Here is a 15,936-nt window from a genome sequence, read left to right as displayed (position 1 = left end):
TTCATCCCTACAGCGTTTTTATCCATATCACCGCCCTGATACTGCAACGCATATATTCGTTTGCCAGCAAATAATTCTCTCCATACCGAAACCCGGAGAGCAGTCTATGGATAACGCTAAACTGTCAGTAAAAGAAAAGATCGGCTATGGGATGGGCGATGCAGGTTGCAACATCATCTTTGGCGCCATCATGCTGTTTGTTAACTATTTTTATACCGACATATTTGGCCTCGCGCCTGCGCTGGTGGGGGTCTTACTGCTGTCGGTCCGTGTGATTGACGCCGTCACCGACCCTATCATGGGGGCAATTGCCGACCGCACCCGCAGTAAATATGGCCGTTTTCGTCCATGGCTGCTGTGGATTGCCTTCCCCTACGCGCTGTTCAGTATTCTGATGTTCACCACACCGGAGTGGAGCTATAACAGCAAAGTTATCTATGCGTTTGTCACCTACTTCCTGCTCTCATTAACCTATACGGCCATCAACATCCCTTACTGCTCGTTAGGAGGGGTGATCACCAACGATCCGAAAGAGCGTGTGGCCTGCCAGTCCTACCGCTTCGTGCTGGTCGGCATCGCCACGTTGCTGCTGTCATTGACGCTGCTGCCGATGGCCGACTGGTTTGGCGGGGATAACAAAGCCAAAGGCTACCAGATGGCAATGACCGTACTGGCGCTGATTGGCACCTGCATGTTCCTGTTCTGCTTCGCCACCGTGCGCGAGCGCGTGCGCCCGGCGGTGCAGACCCACGACGAGCTGAAAAATGACCTGAAAGACGTGTGGAAAAACGACCAGTGGGTGCGAATTTTGCTCCTGACGCTCTGCAACGTCTGCCCGGGCTTTATCCGCATGGCGGCAACCATGTATTACGTCACCTGGGTGATGGGCCAGAGCACCCACTTCGCCACCGTGTTTATCAGCCTGGGGGTTATCGGCATGATGCTTGGCAGCGTGCTGGCAAAAGTGCTGACCGACCGCTGGTGTAAACTGAAGGTCTTCTTCTGGACCAATATCGTGCTGGCGATATTTTCCTGCGCCTTCTATTTCTTCGACCCGAAAGCCACCGTCACCATCGTGGTGCTCTACGTTCTGCTGAACATCCTGCACCAGATCCCGTCTCCGCTGCACTGGTCGCTGATGGCTGACGTGGATGACTACGGCGAGTGGAAAACCGGGAAACGCATCACCGGGATCAGCTTCTCCGGCAACATTTTCTTCCTGAAGCTGGGTCTGGCGATTGCCGGGGCAATGGTCGGTTTTCTGCTCTCCTGGTACGGTTACGACGCAGGCGCAAAAGCGCAAAGCGCGGAGGCCATTAACGGTATCGTACTGCTGTTTACCGTTATTCCTGGCGTTGGATACTTAATTACCGCGGGCGTTGTACGCCTGCTGAAAGTGGACCGCGAAACCATGAAGATGATCCAGTCCGATCTGGAAAAGCGCCGCGCCAACTACCGCGAGCTGAACGCTTATCAGGAACTCAAAGCCGCAGAGACAAAATAAGGAAAGTTGCATGCAAACCTGGCCAAACCCGTTTATTGAACAACGCGCCGACCCGTACATTTTACATCATGAGGGGCAATACTATTTTATTGCCTCCGTGCCGGAGTACGACAGGCTGGCTATCCGCCGTGCTGACTCGCTGGAGGGCTTGCGCAGCGCCGAAGAGATAGTGGTCTGGCGCAAACCCGACACCGGTCCAATGAGCCAGTTGATTTGGGCCCCAGAACTGCATCACATCGACGGGAAGTGGTACATCTATTTTGCCGCGACGCACACCCAGGCGCTTGATAGCCTCGGCATGTTCCAGCACCGAATGTTTGCGCTGGAGTGTACCGACAGCGATCCGCTCGCCGGTACGTGGGTCGAGAAGGGGCAAATAAAAACGCCATTCGACACTTTCGCCCTCGATGCCACCACCTTTGTCCATCAGGGGAAACGCTGGTATCTGTGGGCGCAAAAAGCGCCGGATATCGCCGGAAACTCCAACCTTTATCTGTGTGAAATGGAAAATCCGTGGACGCTGAAAGGCGAGCCGGTGATGCTCAGTAAACCTGAATATGACTGGGAATGCCGCGGATTTCTGGTTAATGAAGGTCCGGCGGTGCTGGTTCACGGCGACAAGCTGTTTATCAGCTACTCCGCTAGCGCCACCGATGAGAACTACTGCATGGGGTTATTGTGGATATACCTGAATGCCGATCCGCGACAGCCGGCGAACTGGCACAAATCTGCGCGTCCGGTGTTCGTTACCAGCTACGAAAATCGTCAGTACGGCCCGGGTCACAACAGCTTTACGCAAACGCCGGAAGGGGAAGATGTGCTGGTGTATCACGCGCGGAATTACACCGAAATTGAGGGCGACCCGCTGTACGATCCGAATCGCCATACCCGACTGAAGCTTGTCCGCTGGAATGAAAGCGGGATGCCTGATTTCGGCATCCCGCCTGCGGATACGCTATAGCGTTTGCGGCGCGCTGGCTTACACCAGCGTGCCGTAAATGGTCAGCAGCGCCACCACCACCACCACCACAAACGACGTTTTCTTTGCCATTGAAACCGCCGCTTTTGGCGTTTCAATCTTGTCGGTATGCGGCTCTCGCGCCAGGGAAAACTGCGCCAGACGGGTTAACACCTGATACTGCGAGGTGTGTCGGTCGCCCAGAGACGCAAACCACGCTGGCAATGCTTTTTCACCGTGGCCAATGAGCGCATACACCACACCCACCAGACGCACCGGCAGCCAGTCGAGCACATGCAGGATGGCATCAATGCCGGAGAGCAAACGTTCATGCGGCGTCAGATAACGGGCAAGCCAGGTCTGCCAGGCACGCAGGAACGCGTACCCCATCAGCAAGACGGGTCCCACCGGGCCGCCCACCACAAACCAGAACAGCGGCGCGAGGTAGTAACGGAAGTTAATCCACAGCAGCGCATTTTGCAGCTCGCGCAGGAACTCGCGCTCGTCGCAATCCGGCGGCACGCCGTGGATCATCGTCAGTTCGCTCGCCATGGCACCGCGCGCGTGGGCATCATCGCGGGAGGCCGCTTTAAGATAAGCGTGGTAGTGCAAACGCACCTTGCCCGCACCAATGCACAGCACGCCAAGCAGGATCCACACCACCAGCAGCGGCACATTGAAAAAGAGTCCGTACAGCGCGCGCAGCAGCAGGAAGGTAATCACCATCACACCCGCCATCATCAGCAGCGTGCGCAGCATGGAAAAGTGCCTGATGCGGCGGAATAACACCTCCAGCCGGTGATCCAGATGCCAGTGCTCACCGAGCTTGAACAGACGTTCAGCGATGATAACCAGCAGCATGGTAAACAACGTCATGGTATCTCCTTATTCTGACGACGCGGTGAGCATGGCGCGAAAGCGGGGCCAGTCAAATGCCGGGCCAGGATCGGTTTTTCTCGCCGGAGCGATATCACTGTGTCCGGTAATGTTGTCGGCGATTGCCGGGTAGAGTCCGATAAGCGTACGGGTCACAGCCGCTAACTGTTGATACTGTGAGTCGGTGTAGGGCGTAGTATCCGTGCCTTCCAGCTCGATCCCAATGGAGAAATCGTTGCACCGTTCGCGCCCGTGATACATCGACACCCCGGCATGCCAGGCGCGCTTATCAAAAGGAACATACTGAACCACCTCACCATCACGACGAATCAGACAGTGAGCCGACACGCGCAAATGCGCAATCTCAGCGAAGAAAGGATGGGCATTGGGATCTATCGTTCCCGTGAATAACGCATCGATCCACGGGCCGCCAAATTCACCCGGCGGGAGACTAATATTATGAACCACCAGCAGTGTGGGCTTTTCATCCTCCGGGCGGCAATCGTGGTGCGGCGAGGGTACGCGCCGCGCATCCACCAGCCATCCGTTTTCTAACAACATGCTGGAACTCCTTCTGTATGGTGCAATGACTCGGTTCAGAGTAGCATGTTTCAATATTATGATTCGTTACCAATTTGGAGTTTTATCATGCCGCCTCGCCGCTACAACCCCGACCACCGACGTGAAGCACTTCTGGAACGTATTAATATGGATATTCCGGCAAGCGTTGCCCATGCGTTAAAAGAAGACCTTGGGGGTGACGTGAATGCCGATAAAGACATTACCGCACAATTATTGCCAAAAGAGACACGTTCCCACGCGGTCATTATTACCCGTGAAGAGGGCGTTTTTTGCGGCAAGCGTTGGGTTGAAGAGGTATTTACTCAACTGGCGGGCGATGATGTGCAGGTGACCTGGCACGTTGAAGATGGTGATGCGATTACAGCCAATCAGCCGCTGTTCGAGCTGGACGGTCCCTCGCGCGTCTTGCTGACCGGCGAACGCACCGCGCTCAATTTTGTACAAACGCTCTCTGGCGTCGCCAGCGAAGTACGTCGCTATGTTGACCTCCTGGCCGGCACCCACACTCAGCTGCTGGATACCCGCAAAACGCTGCCAGGCCTGCGCACTGCGCTGAAGTACGCGGTGCTCTGTGGCGGCGGCGCCAACCATCGACTGGGCTTATCCGATGCCTTCCTGATCAAAGAGAACCACATTATTGCGTCGGGTTCCGTGCGCCAGGCCGTTGAGAAAGCCTTCTGGCTGCACCCGGATGTCCCTGTTGAAGTGGAAGTCGAAAGCCTGGAAGAGCTGGAGCAGGCCGTTAAGGCCGGAGCCGATATCATCATGCTCGACAATTTCGAAACTGAGCAGATGCGCGAGGCAGTAACACTGACTAACGGCCGCGCCCAGCTTGAAGTTTCCGGGAACGTCACGTTCGACACGATCCGTGAATTCGCCGAAACCGGTGTGGACTACATATCCGTCGGCGCGCTGACCAAACACGTTCGCGCCCTTGACCTCTCCATGCGCTTCAAATAACACGCTTCCCCTCTCCGCCCGGAGAGGGGAATTTCAGTCCTGCTCGCAAATCCGTTGTTCTTCTCTGCAACACTGCATGAATTCTCTGAAGCCCCTTTCCCGTTCCCTTTTTTGCCCCTCGTTTCTCTCCTTTCGCACTGCCAGAGTAGCGCCACTTTGCATAAGGAGCAGATATGGACAGACAACAAGGATTCACACTCATTGAGCTGATGGTGGTCATTGGCATTATTGCGATTCTGAGCGCCATCGGCGTTCCCGCCTATCAGAACTACCTGCGTAAAGCCGCCCTCACCGATATGCTGCAAACCTTCATTCCCTATCGCACTGCCATTGAGCTTTGCGCGCTCGATCACGGTGGCGTGGAGAGCTGTGACGCAGGCAGTAACGGCATCCCTTCCCCGACGACGACGCGTTACGTCTCAGCAATGAACGTGGCAAAAGGGATCGTGACCTTGACGGGTCAGGAGAGTCTCAACGGACTGACGGTGACCATGACGCCACAGTGGAATAACGGCAACGGTATGACAGGCTGGACGCGTGACTGCAACATCAGTGCTGACAGCGAGCTTAAGCAGGCCTGTGAAGACGTCTTCCGCTTCGACAATAACTGAGGGGCGGACAATGAACACAGATCAACTCGTGGCACTTTGCCTTCGCCATCATGCTCTGCTGCTCACCAGCGACAGTGACATGGTCAGTATCGCCGTCGTGGGAAGCCCCGCACCTGAACTGATGGAAGCCCTGCGCTTCGCAACGCAGAAACGGATTGATATCGAGTGCTGGAGCGCTGAACGCATGGAAAAGCATCGGCAGTTAAGCGCGCAATCGCATCTGCCTAACGTTTCGCAGGCACATTCAGCGGTGGATATCCTCAACCACACGCTGCAACAGGCGATAAACCAGCGCGCCTCCGACATCCATATTGAACCGATGGAGCACGCGTGCCAGATTCGCTTACGTATCGATGGCGTACTTTGCCCGCAACCTCCGCTTTCCGCCGCGCTGGCAACGATGCTCAGCGCCCGGTTAAAAGTGCTGGGTAATCTGGATATTGCTGAACGCCGCTTACCGCAGGATGGTCAGTTTACCATTGAGCTGACAAACGAGCCGGTCTCGTTTCGTATCGCCACGCTTCCCTGCAACGGCGGTGAGAAAATTGTGCTGCGACTGCTGCATCAGGTTCAGCAGGCTCTTGAACCGAAAGCACTCGGCATGAGCGCTGAGCAACTGGCCTGTTTTACTGCGTCACTGCACCAGCCTCAGGGGCTGATTCTGGTTACCGGCCCCACAGGCAGCGGCAAAACCGTCACCCTCTATAGCGCGTTACAGGCGCTTAACACCCCTGACGTCAACATCTGCAGCGTAGAGGATCCCATTGAAATCCCGCTTGCGGGATTGAATCAGACGCAGATTAACCCGCGAGCGGGCCTGACATTTCAGAGCGTGCTAAGGGCGCTGCTGCGTCAGGATCCGGATATCATTATGGTCGGCGAAATTCGTGATGGCGAAACGGCAGAGATCGCTATTAATGCCGCGCAGACCGGGCACCTGGTATTGTCGACGCTGCATACCAACTCGACAACGGAAACCCTGATTCGCCTGGAGCAGATGGGCGTCGCGCGCTGGATGATCTCTTCCGCACTCTCTATGGTGATTGCACAACGGCTGGTTCGGCGTCTTTGTCCACATTGCCGACAGCAAAACGGGGAGCATTCGGGCTTACCCCGCCCGGTTTGGCCGCGACCACTTCCCCGCTGGCAACCCACAGGCTGCGATCGTTGCTATCACGGTTTTTACGGCCGGGTGGCGATTTTTGAAGTACTGGCAATCGACAACCCTCTGCGCCAGGCAATTGCCAGCGGGGCAGGCACCGAAGTGATAGAAGCCAGTGCCCGGCAGGCAGGGTTAATCTCGCTGTTTGAACACGGCTGTATGGCCATTGAGCAAGGGCTAACCACGCTCGAAGAATTATTGCGTGTTTTGGGTATGCCCGATGGCCACTAATCACCTCTGGCGCTGGCGAGCCCTCTCCACAGAAGGAGAACCCCGAAGCGGGACAATCTGGGCCACAGACCGCAACGCGGCCTTCACCAGGCTAATGCGGAACGACCTGCATCCTCTGGCCCTCTCCCGATGCCCTCAGAGACACCGCTGGCGCCCTCATCACTGCTACGAGATATTTCGCCAGCTCGCCACGCTGCTGCAGGCCGGACTAACGCTTGCGCATAGCCTGCAAATGCTGGCTGACCAGCATCCATCAGAACCGTGGCGGGCACTGCTGCAAAGCGTTGCCGATGAACTCAGTGAAGGGTGCCCTTTTTCTGAGGCGCTCAGGCGGTGGCCCGCGGTCTTTACCCCATTGCATATCTCAATGGTAAAAACGGGTGAGCTGACAGGGAAGCTGGAAGAGTGCTGTCGCCAGCTCGCCCAGCAACAAAAAGCGCAGCAGCAACTCGGTCAGAAAGTGAAAAAAGCGCTGCGCTACCCGGCGATCATCCTGACGCTGGCGGTACTCGTCGTACTCGCCATGGTCACCCTGGTGTTGCCCGAGTTCGCCGCAATCTACAAAACGTTTAACACTCCCCTTCCGGCGCTGACGCGGATAGTGATGGGTATATCCGCGTTTATGCAGTCCTACGCTCTCGCACTGTTCGCGGTGCTGCTTGTTCCGGTAGCCGCCGCCTGGACTCTGCGTCACACGCCTCGCTGGCAGCGATTTCTTCTGCATCTACCTGTAATGGGGGCGCTGGCGAAAGGGCAAAAGCTGGGGCAGATCTTCACCGTACTGTCGCTCACACAGCAGGCAGGCATTGCCTTTTTACAGGGGCTTGAGAGCGCAGAAGAGACCGTAGAAAGCGGCTACTGGCAAGGGATCCTTTGCAGAATACGCGAAGATATTGAAAAAGGACTTCCCGTCTGGTCATCCTTTCAGAAAGCGGCAATCTTTACCCCGCTCTGTATTCAGCTTTTACGAACGGGCGAAATGTCAGGTTCACTGGACATCATGCTGGCAAACCTTGCTCGTCATCACACGGAGCAAACTTTCCAGTTGGCCGACAATCTGGCAGCACTCCTGGAGCGGTTACTACTGGTTGTCACGGGGATCATCATCGGCACGCTAGTGGTGGCAATGTATTTGCCCATTTTCCATTTGGGGGATGCGATGAGCGCGGGATAGCCAATAGTGCTGGCGCACGGACATGCGCCAGCGAAAACCATTACAGGCTATTGAAAACGCGGTTTTCCTGCTCCTGAACGCGAATAAACGTCGTACGTTTCGTCAACTCTTTCAGACGGGAGGCACCCACGTAGGTACAGGCTGAGCGCAGGCCGCCCAGGATGTCGCGCGCGGTGTTTTCAACCGGGCCACGCAGAGGCAGCTTCACGGTTTTGCCTTCTGCCGCACGGTATTTTGCCACACCACCAACGTGACGGGTCATTGCAGACTCAGAGCTCATACCGTAGAACAGCATGAATTTCTCACCGTTTTCTTCCACCACGGTGCCGCCGCTCTCTTCATGACCGGCCAGCATACCGCCGAGCATCACGAAGTCTGCGCCGCCGCCAAACGCCTTCGCCACATCGCCCGGCATGGTGCAACCGCCGTCACTGATGATCTGGCCGCCCAGGCCATGCGCCGCATCGGCACATTCGATAACGGCGGACAGCTGCGGATACCCAACGCCGGTTTTGACGCGCGTGGTGCATACGGAGCCCGGGCCAATGCCCACTTTCACGATGTCGGCACCGGAGAGGATCAGCTCTTCACACATTTCACCGGTCACCACGTTGCCCGCGATGATGGTTTTCGTTGGCCAGGCCTCACGCGCCTTGCTGACGAACTGCACGAAATGCTCGGAGTAACCGTTCGCCACATCAATACACACAAAATTGAGCGCCGGGTTCGCATTCAGGATCTGTTTGGTCTTCTCGAAATCGGCATCAGAGGTGCCGGTGGAGACCATCACATGCTTCACCACATCCTCAGAGGCGGATGCAACAAACGCATTCCACTCTTCCGGGCTGTAGTGTTTGTGCACTGCGGTGAGAATATCGAACTGCGCCAGGGCGGTTGCCATCCCGAAGGTGCCCACCGTATCCATATTGGCGGCGATAATCGGCACGCCAGACCAGGTCTGACCGGAATGTTTAAAGGTGAATTGACGTTCGAGTTCAACGTCTGAGCGACTTTTCAGTGTAGAGCGTTTAGGGCGGATAAGAACGTCTTTGAAACCTAACTTCAGATCTTCTTCGATACGCATGTGCGGATTCCTGGGGTTAGAGGCAAATATGTTAAAAGCACAACTCCAGTGACGCTATCATACGCACTAATACCTGCTCCGCAAGACTGCGAAATTCTCTTTTTTTACGCTACAATCCTATAAATTTACCTGGTAAAAAGCCGGTAAACAGGGCTAAACAGTGGCTGAAGCACGTTTGAAATTTAACCAACTGATTTTAATAATGAATAATTCCCAGGATTTGATTTAATGGGGTATATCGTCGCATTAACCGGCGGCATCGGTAGTGGCAAAAGTACCGTTGCGGACGCATTTTCTCGTCTGGGTATCACGATTATTGATGCCGATATCATTGCCCGTCAGGTGGTAGAGCCCAATACACCCGCGCTAAAAGCCATCGAAAACCATTTTGGTCCGGCAATTATCAGTGCAGATGGCACGCTAAATCGCCGCAAGCTACGAGAATGCATTTTTTCCGATTCTGCGGAAAAACTCTGGCTTAATGCCCTGCTCCACCCCATTATCCACCAGGAAACTCAGCGTCAAATTGCCGCAGCCCGCTCGCCGTATGTTCTGTGGGTGGTTCCGCTTCTGGTAGAGAATCAGCTGCACAATAAAGCCGATCGGGTGCTGGTCATTGATGTCTCGCCTGAAACGCAAATCCAGCGCACCGTGACGCGCGATCGTGTCTCGCGCGAACAGGCTGAACAAATTCTTGCCGCTCAGGCCACGCGCGCTCAGCGCCTTGCCGTTGCGGATGATGTTATTGATAATAACGGCGCACCAGATGCCATTGCATCGGATGTTGCCCGCCTGCATGCGCAGTATTTGGCGTTCGCCGCGCAGGCCGTTGCACAGGAAAAACCATAATGTCGACCCACATCCTTTTTGAGCATCCGCTCAACGAAAAAATGCGTACCTGGCTGCGTATCGAATTTCTGATTCAACAACTTTCACAACATTTGCCCGTCAGCGATCATGCCACTGCGTTGCACTTCTTCCGCAACGTGGGGGATCTGCTGGATGTCATTGAGCGGGGCGACGTCCGCACAGAGCTTCTGAAAGAACTGGAGCGCCAGCAGCGTAAATTACAGGCCTGGGCCGAAGTGCCGGGCGTGGATCAGAGCCGCATTGATTCACTTCGTCAGCAGCTTAAAAACAGCAGCAGTACGCTGATGGCCGCACCTCGTGTCGGGCAATTTTTGCGAGAAGATCGGCTGATCGGCCTGGTGCGCCAGCGCCTGAGTATTCCTGGTGGCTGCTGTAGTTTCGACCTGCCAACGCTGCATATGTGGCTGCATATGCCGCAAGCACAGCGTGATGCGCAGGTGAACAGCTGGCTGGAAAGTCTCGCCCCCATGCACCAGACGCTGTCGCTAATTCTCGACCTCATCCGTAACTCGGCGCCGTTCCGCAAGCAAACCAGCCTGAACGGTTTCTATCAGGATAACGGCGATGATGCCGATCTTCTGCGTCTGAATTTATCGCTCCGCGAGCAGCTTTACCCACAGATTTCCGGGCATAAGAGTCGTTTTGCGATCCGCTTTATGCCTCTGGACAGCGAGAATGGCACCGTGCCGGAACGCCTCGATTTTGAACTGGCCTGTTGTTAAGGAGTGCCGATGTCTGAAGTGACCACCGTAAACTGCCCCACCTGCGGTAAAACCGTTGTATGGGGCGAAATGAGTCCGTTCCGTCCATTCTGCTGCAAGCGCTGTCAGTTAATTGACCTGGGAGAATGGGCGGCGGAAGAGAAACGCATTCCGAGCAAAGGCGATCTCTCGGACAGCGATGACTGGAGTGAAGAGCAGCAATAGCTTTAAAGCCTGCTGGCGCTTCGCTTAGCAGGCCTACAGGTCGTCCGTCAGTCGGGATATGACGGGCGCATTTGCCGGTGGGAATTTATCGGCATCACTGGCCTGAAGCTCCACCCAGTTACCGGGTTGCCCCTCTTTTCCCCAGGGGTCGCCTTCCCAGTTTTCGACCAGCCAGAACCAAAGCGTGATGTGCCTGTCCGGAAACTGGTATTCGAGCTTATCGAACAGCGTTGCGCCAACTGGCGTAATCCCTACTTCTTCCTGAAGCTCACGCACCAGCGCCTCTTCCGGCGTCTCCCCTGATTCGATTTTTCCACCGGGAAACTCCCATTTGTTCGCCATATGGGCATCGGCAGCGCGCTGGGTAATGAAGATCTGGTTTTGCGGGTTGCGAATAATCCCGACGGCAATTTGCAGTATTTTCATATTGTCACTTCCATAAAAAAGGCGCAGATATCTGCGCCTTTTCATTGTCTTATGAACTTAGCTCAGACGGCCGTGGCAGGCCTTATATTTTTTACCGGAACCACACGGGCACGGATCGTTACGACCCACTTTACGATCGCCAGTCTGCGCGGCGATCGCCGCTGCAGCTTCGCTCTCGTCAGTCTGGTGGCTCAGCTGTTGCATCTGCGCCAGACGCTCAGCTTCTTCACGACGCTGTTGTTCCATCGCTTCCACTTCTTCCGGCATACGTACCTGAACTTTGCTCAGGGTGCTGATCACTTCATACTTCAGCGACTCCAGCATAGACGCAAACATGGAGAAGGATTCACGCTTGTACTCCTGCTTTGGATCTTTCTGCGCATAGCCACGCAGGTGAATACCCTGACGCAGGTAGTCCATTGCCGCCAGGTGCTCTTTCCACAGGGAGTCCAGCGTCTGCAGCATCACACCTTTTTCGAAGTGACGCATCATCTCAGCGCCAACCACTTCTTCCTTACGCTTATAAACGTCCAGCGCGGTTTCAAAGATACGTTCGCGCAGCGTCTCTTCGTGCAGCTCAGGCTCTTTGTCCAGCCACTCTTTGATAGGCAGATCGAGGTCAAAGTCGTTCTTCAGACGTTCCTGCAGGCCTTCGATATCCCACATCTCTTCCAGAGACTGCGGTGGAATATGCCCGTCAATGGTCGCTTTGAACACATCTTCGCGAATGCTGTTGATGGTTTCGCTCACGTCGGACACGTCCAGCAGTTCGTTACGCTGGGTGTAGATCGCACGACGCTGATCGTTCGCGACGTCATCATACTCCAGCAGCTGCTTACGAATATCAAAGTTGCGGCTTTCCACTTTACGCTGCGCGTTGGCAATCGCTTTAGTGACCCACGGGTGCTCGATGGCTTCGCCTGGTTTCATGCCAAGTTTACGCATCATGCCGGACACGCGGTCGGAGGCGAAAATACGCATCAGCGCATCTTCCATAGACAGGTAGAAGCGAGAAGAACCGGCATCCCCCTGACGGCCCGCACGGCCACGCAGCTGGTTGTCGATACGACGAGATTCGTGACGCTCGGTACCAATAATGTGCAAACCACCGGAAGCCAGAACCGCGTCGTGACGTACCTGCCAGTCGGCTTTGATTTGTGCAATCTGTTCTGGCGTTGGGTTTTCCAGCTCAGCAACCTCAGCCTGCCAGCTACCGCCCAGCATAATATCGGTACCACGACCCGCCATGTTGGTAGCGATGGTCACGGCAGCCGGATAACCCGCCTGAGCAACGATATCCGCTTCTTTAGCATGGAACTTAGCGTTCAGAACGTTGTGTTTAATGCCTGCTTTCGTCAGCTCATTGGAAACCACTTCGGATTTCTCGATGGAGATGGTCCCCACCAGAACCGGCTGCCCATTGGCAGTACGGTCGCGAATATCTTCGATGATTGCCTGAATTTTTTCCGCTTCGGTCATGTACACCAGGTCCGGCATATCCTTACGGATCATTGGACGGTTGGTTGGAACGACAACGGTATCCAGCTTGTAGATGGAGCTGAATTCAAACGCTTCGGTATCAGCAGTACCGGTCATGCCCGCCAGCTTCTCGTACAGACGGAAGTAGTTCTGGAAGGTGATGGACGCCAGGGTCTGGTTTTCATTCTGAATATCCACACCTTCTTTGGCTTCCACAGCCTGGTGCAGACCGTCAGACCAGCGACGTCCCTGCATGGTACGGCCGGTGTGTTCATCGACGATGATGACTTCGCCGTCTTTCACAATGTAGTCGACGTCACGGGTGAACAGCGCGTGGGCGCGCAGTGCAGCCGTTACGTGGTGCATCAGCATGATGTTGCTCGGAGAGTACAGGGACTCCCCCTCTTCCATAATGCCTTCAGCGACCAGCAGCTCTTCAATTTTCACCAGACCGCGCTCGGTCAGGTTCACCTGGCGCGCTTTTTCATCAACGGAGAAGTGACCTTCACCCTGGAAGGTGTCGGAGTCTTCTTTCTCCTGACGCAGCAGGTGCGGAATGATTTTGTCGACTTTGCGGTACATCTCAGAGCTGTCTTCGGCAGGGCCGGAGATGATCAGCGGGGTACGCGCTTCATCGATCAGGATGGAGTCCACCTCATCCACCAGCGCGTAGTGCAGTTTACGCTGGACGCGCTCTTCAGGGCTGAAGGCCATGTTGTCACGCAGGTAGTCGAAGCCGTATTCGTTGTTGGTGCCGTAGGTGATGTCCGCGTTATACGCTTCACGCTTGGCTGGCGCAGGCAGGCCGGACATGTTGATGCCGACCGTCATGCCGAGGAATTCGAACAGTGGACGGTTGTTTTCGGCGTCACGCTGGGCCAGATAGTCGTTGACGGTAACCACGTGAACGCCTTTACCGGTCAGCGCGTTCAGGTAAGCCGGCAATGTTGCGGTCAGGGTTTTACCTTCACCAGTACGCATTTCCGCGATGCAGCGCTCGTTAAGCACCATACCACCCAGCAGCTGAACGTCGAAGTGACGCATGCCAAACACACGTTTACTCGCTTCACGCACTACGGCGAAGGCTTCCGGGATCAGGCTTTCTAAGGTTTCCCCTTTTTCCAGACGCGCGCGGAATTCCACGGTTTTTGCTTTCAGCTCGTCATCGGAGAGCTTCTCCATCGCCGGTTCCATACCGTTGATGACAGCGACAGCTTTGCGCATACGGCGCAGTGTACGATCGTTACGACTACCAAAAACTTTAGTTAATAATTTGATTAGCATAATAAATTCTCAAACGCCCCATCGTGGGCAGATAAATTAAGGTATTGAAAAAGTTAATTTAGCTGAGGCGTTGCGGCCCGGCGCGGATGCCGTGGGCCTGGCTAATCCAGGTTGATACAGAGAATGAGACTGGCGGAGCGAGCACAGTTTGCGCCGTCTGGCGAACCATGACCGGCGGCTGGCTGTCCTGCGTGAGCAACGCGTTGAGCGTATCCAGCAGGGCAAGGTGCTGCGCCTGTACCGGCAACGTCTCTTCGGCAACAGGCATTGTCTGCGGCGCCATCGCAAATGACAGATGACGAATGACCGTGCGAATAGCGTGCTGGTGCCAGTAATCAACGGAGAAATTCGGGCGACGACTGGCTTCAAGCCACGCGAGGTTAGTAAAGTTAACCCGCGTGTTGAGATCGTGCTTGGTTGTGGAGGTTTTCGCTGGCGTCGCCGCTTCGGCACTGTTGCTGAGCGCAGGCAAGCCGAAACTCGCCGCGACCATCCCCAATAAGAGATGCGGCCAGAAGTATCGTCTGCCAAATTGTCGCCAGCGCGTCAGTATTCCGCTCACTTGCTCCACCACATAAGCCCGCCAGTTACAGGCTAAATTCAGTTATTTTTTTTAAGCGCCCAGATATTACCACTAATGCCGCAACACAACAGCAGGAATGAGGCATCGTTGCAGGGAAAAACGGTCAAGAATGCAGCTAACGCACACATTTTCTGCGCAAGACAAACAAGAGAGAATGCTGAGGCAAACGAAGACGGGTAAAAATAAAAACGACTGGTCTTCCTGGTCGGAGAGAGTACCAGGTTAACCAGTCGATTTTTTACGAAACGGTGTGAACCGTTAAGCCAGAACCGTGCTTGGTGCTTTGAAGGCCAGCGGCAGTTCCGCTTCGTCTTCAAAGGTCACATATTCCCAGGCTTCCTGTTTTGCCAGGACTGCCTGCAACAGTTTGTTGTTCAGTGCATGACCGGATTTAAACGCGGTGAATGCACCAATGATGTTATGACCACACATAAACAGGTCGCCGATCGCATCCAGCATTTTGTGACGCACGAATTCGTCTTCAAAACGCAGGCCGTCTTCGTTCAGTACGCGATAATCGTCAACAACGATGGCACAATCGAAGCTGCCGCCCAGGCACAAGCCGCGGGACTGCAGATATTCGATATCACGCATGAAGCCAAACGTACGTGCGCGGCTAATCTGGCGCATAAACGCATCAGCAGAGAAGTTCATCGCATAGCGTTGGGTGCTGGCATCAATCGCCGGATGGTTAAAGTCGATGGTAAAGTCCAACGAGAAACCATTGTACGGTTTGAATTCAGCCCACTTGTCGCCATCTTCGACACGAACGGTCTCTTTGATGCGAACAAATTTCTTCGCGCAGTTCAGTTCTTCGATGCCGGCATCCAGCAACAGATAAACGAACGGAGCAGCACTGCCATCCATAATCGGGATTTCTGGCGCATCGACTTCAACCATAATGTTGTCGATACCCAGACCCGCCAGGGCGGCGTTCAAGTGCTCTACGGTAGAAATCCGCACGTCATGCTCGTTCACCAGACAAGTACAGAGCATAGTATCACGCACAGATTTGGCATCGGCCGGAAAATCTACCGGTGGATTCAAGTCGGTGCGACGATAGATGACCCCGGTATTGGCCGGCGCAGGGCGTAACGTCAGTGTGACTTTCTTGCCGGTATGTAAACCGACACCCGTCGCCTGAACGATACGTTTAAGTGTCCTTTGTTTGATCATCGTATAATCTCGCCAAATTAACTATCCAACCGAAAGTGTATATCACTAAC

The 15,936-nt window shown here is 54.9% G+C and carries 16 protein-coding genes; 9 read left to right on the top strand and 7 right to left on the bottom strand.

The annotated features are described in order from the left end of the window. Positions 1–106: 106 nt before the first annotated feature. Positions 107–1,504: a glycoside-pentoside-hexuronide (GPH):cation symporter gene (locus tag BFV64_RS03485; RefSeq protein WP_014882563.1), complete on the top strand. Its 1,398-nt coding sequence runs from the start codon at positions 107–109 to the stop codon at positions 1,502–1,504. A 10-nt stretch (positions 1,505–1,514) separates the two neighbouring features. Further along, positions 1,515–2,465, top strand: coding sequence for a glycoside hydrolase family 43 protein (locus BFV64_RS03480; protein WP_069601701.1), 951 nt, complete (start codon positions 1,515–1,517; stop codon positions 2,463–2,465). An 18-nt stretch (positions 2,466–2,483) separates the two neighbouring features. On the opposite strand, the gene ampE is transcribed toward BFV64_RS03480, so the two are convergent. Both ampE and ampD read right to left on the bottom strand, forming a co-directional pair. Then, a complete protein-coding gene (ampE, locus tag BFV64_RS03475) occupies positions 2,484–3,338 on the bottom strand; it encodes a beta-lactamase regulator AmpE (RefSeq protein WP_023332090.1) in 855 nt (284 codons plus the stop codon). Between the two features lie 9 nt (positions 3,339–3,347). Continuing rightward, entirely contained in the window at positions 3,348–3,899 is a 552-nt protein-coding gene (gene ampD / locus BFV64_RS03470) for a 1,6-anhydro-N-acetylmuramyl-L-alanine amidase AmpD (RefSeq protein ID WP_023332089.1), read from the bottom strand. An 87-nt stretch (positions 3,900–3,986) separates the two neighbouring features. Between ampD and nadC the strand changes: the two genes are divergently transcribed. From nadC to hofC, 4 genes are all read left to right on the top strand, one after another. Beyond that, on the top strand, positions 3,987–4,880 hold the full coding sequence (gene nadC, locus BFV64_RS03465) for a carboxylating nicotinate-nucleotide diphosphorylase (protein WP_045281046.1): 894 nt from the start codon (positions 3,987–3,989) through the stop codon (positions 4,878–4,880). A gap of 173 nt (positions 4,881–5,053) precedes the next feature. Continuing rightward, positions 5,054–5,491, top strand: coding sequence for a prepilin peptidase-dependent pilin (gene ppdD, locus BFV64_RS03460; RefSeq protein WP_014882558.1), 438 nt, complete (start codon positions 5,054–5,056; stop codon positions 5,489–5,491). A 10-nt stretch (positions 5,492–5,501) separates the two neighbouring features. Next, positions 5,502–6,884: a type II secretion system protein GspE gene (gene gspE, locus BFV64_RS03455; protein ID WP_045281047.1), complete on the top strand. Its 1,383-nt coding sequence runs from the start codon at positions 5,502–5,504 to the stop codon at positions 6,882–6,884. Beyond that, entirely contained in the window at positions 6,874–8,058 is a 1,185-nt protein-coding gene (gene hofC / locus BFV64_RS03450) for a protein transport protein HofC (RefSeq protein ID WP_069601700.1), read from the top strand. The genes gspE and hofC overlap by 11 nt, the downstream gene beginning before the upstream one ends. 40 nt (positions 8,059–8,098) lie before the next feature. Here hofC and BFV64_RS03445 read toward each other — a convergent pair whose 3' ends face one another. Beyond that, entirely contained in the window at positions 8,099–9,142 is a 1,044-nt protein-coding gene (locus BFV64_RS03445) for a GMP reductase (protein ID WP_045134574.1), read from the bottom strand. Between the two features lie 228 nt (positions 9,143–9,370). On the opposite strand from BFV64_RS03445, the gene coaE reads away from it, so the two are divergent. Genes coaE through yacG form a run of 3 tightly spaced genes read left to right on the top strand, consistent with a single transcriptional unit; the run spans position 9,371 to position 10,938 of the window. Next, positions 9,371–9,991 (top strand): dephospho-CoA kinase, encoded by a 621-nt coding sequence (gene coaE, locus BFV64_RS03440; protein ID WP_023332085.1) that lies wholly within the window; start codon positions 9,371–9,373, stop codon positions 9,989–9,991. Beyond that, positions 9,991–10,734: a cell division protein ZapD gene (gene zapD, locus BFV64_RS03435; protein ID WP_045281049.1), complete on the top strand. Its 744-nt coding sequence runs from the start codon at positions 9,991–9,993 to the stop codon at positions 10,732–10,734. The genes coaE and zapD overlap by 1 nt, the downstream gene beginning before the upstream one ends. Positions 10,735–10,743: 9 nt before the next feature. Then, entirely contained in the window at positions 10,744–10,938 is a 195-nt protein-coding gene (gene yacG, locus BFV64_RS03430; RefSeq protein ID WP_014882552.1) for a DNA gyrase inhibitor YacG, read from the top strand. A 33-nt stretch (positions 10,939–10,971) separates the two neighbouring features. Here the strand turns inward: yacG and mutT are convergent, their stop codons facing one another. The 4 genes from mutT to lpxC form a co-directional block, all read right to left on the bottom strand. Next, positions 10,972–11,364: an 8-oxo-dGTP diphosphatase MutT gene (gene mutT, locus BFV64_RS03425; RefSeq protein ID WP_014882551.1), complete on the bottom strand. Its 393-nt coding sequence runs from the start codon at positions 11,362–11,364 to the stop codon at positions 10,972–10,974. A gap of 57 nt (positions 11,365–11,421) precedes the next feature. Beyond that, complete coding sequence (gene secA, locus BFV64_RS03420; protein WP_014882550.1) at positions 11,422–14,127, bottom strand: preprotein translocase subunit SecA; 2,706 nt, start codon at positions 14,125–14,127, stop codon at positions 11,422–11,424. A gap of 58 nt (positions 14,128–14,185) precedes the next feature. Next, entirely contained in the window at positions 14,186–14,689 is a 504-nt protein-coding gene (secM, locus tag BFV64_RS03415; protein ID WP_072251792.1) for a secA translation cis-regulator SecM, read from the bottom strand. Between the two features lie 279 nt (positions 14,690–14,968). Continuing rightward, positions 14,969–15,886, bottom strand: coding sequence for a UDP-3-O-acyl-N-acetylglucosamine deacetylase (gene lpxC, locus BFV64_RS03410; protein ID WP_014882548.1), 918 nt, complete (start codon positions 15,884–15,886; stop codon positions 14,969–14,971). Positions 15,887–15,936 lie beyond the last annotated feature (50 nt).

The sequence above is a fragment of the Enterobacter kobei genome, from assembly GCF_001729765.1.
Lineage (GTDB): Bacteria > Pseudomonadota > Gammaproteobacteria > Enterobacterales > Enterobacteriaceae > Enterobacter > Enterobacter kobei.
The sequence above is the reverse complement of the archived record's forward strand: the minus strand, read 5'-3'. Positions and strand labels throughout refer to the sequence as shown.

What these genes read in the sequence shown, in the direction of transcription:
- gspE (WP_045281047.1), top strand. Translation starts at nt 5,502, where the DNA reads ATGAACACAGATCAACTCGTGGCACTTTGCCTTCGCCATCATGCTCTG.
- BFV64_RS03485 (WP_014882563.1), top strand. Translation starts at nt 107, where the DNA reads ATGGATAACGCTAAACTGTCAGTAAAAGAAAAGATCGGCTATGGGATG.
- coaE (WP_023332085.1), top strand. Translation starts at nt 9,371, where the DNA reads ATGGGGTATATCGTCGCATTAACCGGCGGCATCGGTAGTGGCAAAAGT.
- lpxC (WP_014882548.1), bottom strand. Translation starts at nt 15,886, where the DNA reads ATGATCAAACAAAGGACACTTAAACGTATCGTTCAGGCGACGGGTGTC.
- ppdD (WP_014882558.1), top strand. Translation starts at nt 5,054, where the DNA reads ATGGACAGACAACAAGGATTCACACTCATTGAGCTGATGGTGGTCATT.
- BFV64_RS03445 (WP_045134574.1), bottom strand. Translation starts at nt 9,142, where the DNA reads ATGCGTATCGAAGAAGATCTGAAGTTAGGTTTCAAAGACGTTCTTATC.
- nadC (WP_045281046.1), top strand. Translation starts at nt 3,987, where the DNA reads ATGCCGCCTCGCCGCTACAACCCCGACCACCGACGTGAAGCACTTCTG.
- BFV64_RS03480 (WP_069601701.1), top strand. Translation starts at nt 1,515, where the DNA reads ATGCAAACCTGGCCAAACCCGTTTATTGAACAACGCGCCGACCCGTAC.
- mutT (WP_014882551.1), bottom strand. Translation starts at nt 11,364, where the DNA reads ATGAAAATACTGCAAATTGCCGTCGGGATTATTCGCAACCCGCAAAAC.
- zapD (WP_045281049.1), top strand. Translation starts at nt 9,991, where the DNA reads ATGTCGACCCACATCCTTTTTGAGCATCCGCTCAACGAAAAAATGCGT.
- yacG (WP_014882552.1), top strand. Translation starts at nt 10,744, where the DNA reads ATGTCTGAAGTGACCACCGTAAACTGCCCCACCTGCGGTAAAACCGTT.
- ampD (WP_023332089.1), bottom strand. Translation starts at nt 3,899, where the DNA reads ATGTTGTTAGAAAACGGATGGCTGGTGGATGCGCGGCGCGTACCCTCG.
- secA (WP_014882550.1), bottom strand. Translation starts at nt 14,127, where the DNA reads ATGCTAATCAAATTATTAACTAAAGTTTTTGGTAGTCGTAACGATCGT.
- hofC (WP_069601700.1), top strand. Translation starts at nt 6,874, where the DNA reads ATGGCCACTAATCACCTCTGGCGCTGGCGAGCCCTCTCCACAGAAGGA.
- ampE (WP_023332090.1), bottom strand. Translation starts at nt 3,338, where the DNA reads ATGACGTTGTTTACCATGCTGCTGGTTATCATCGCTGAACGTCTGTTC.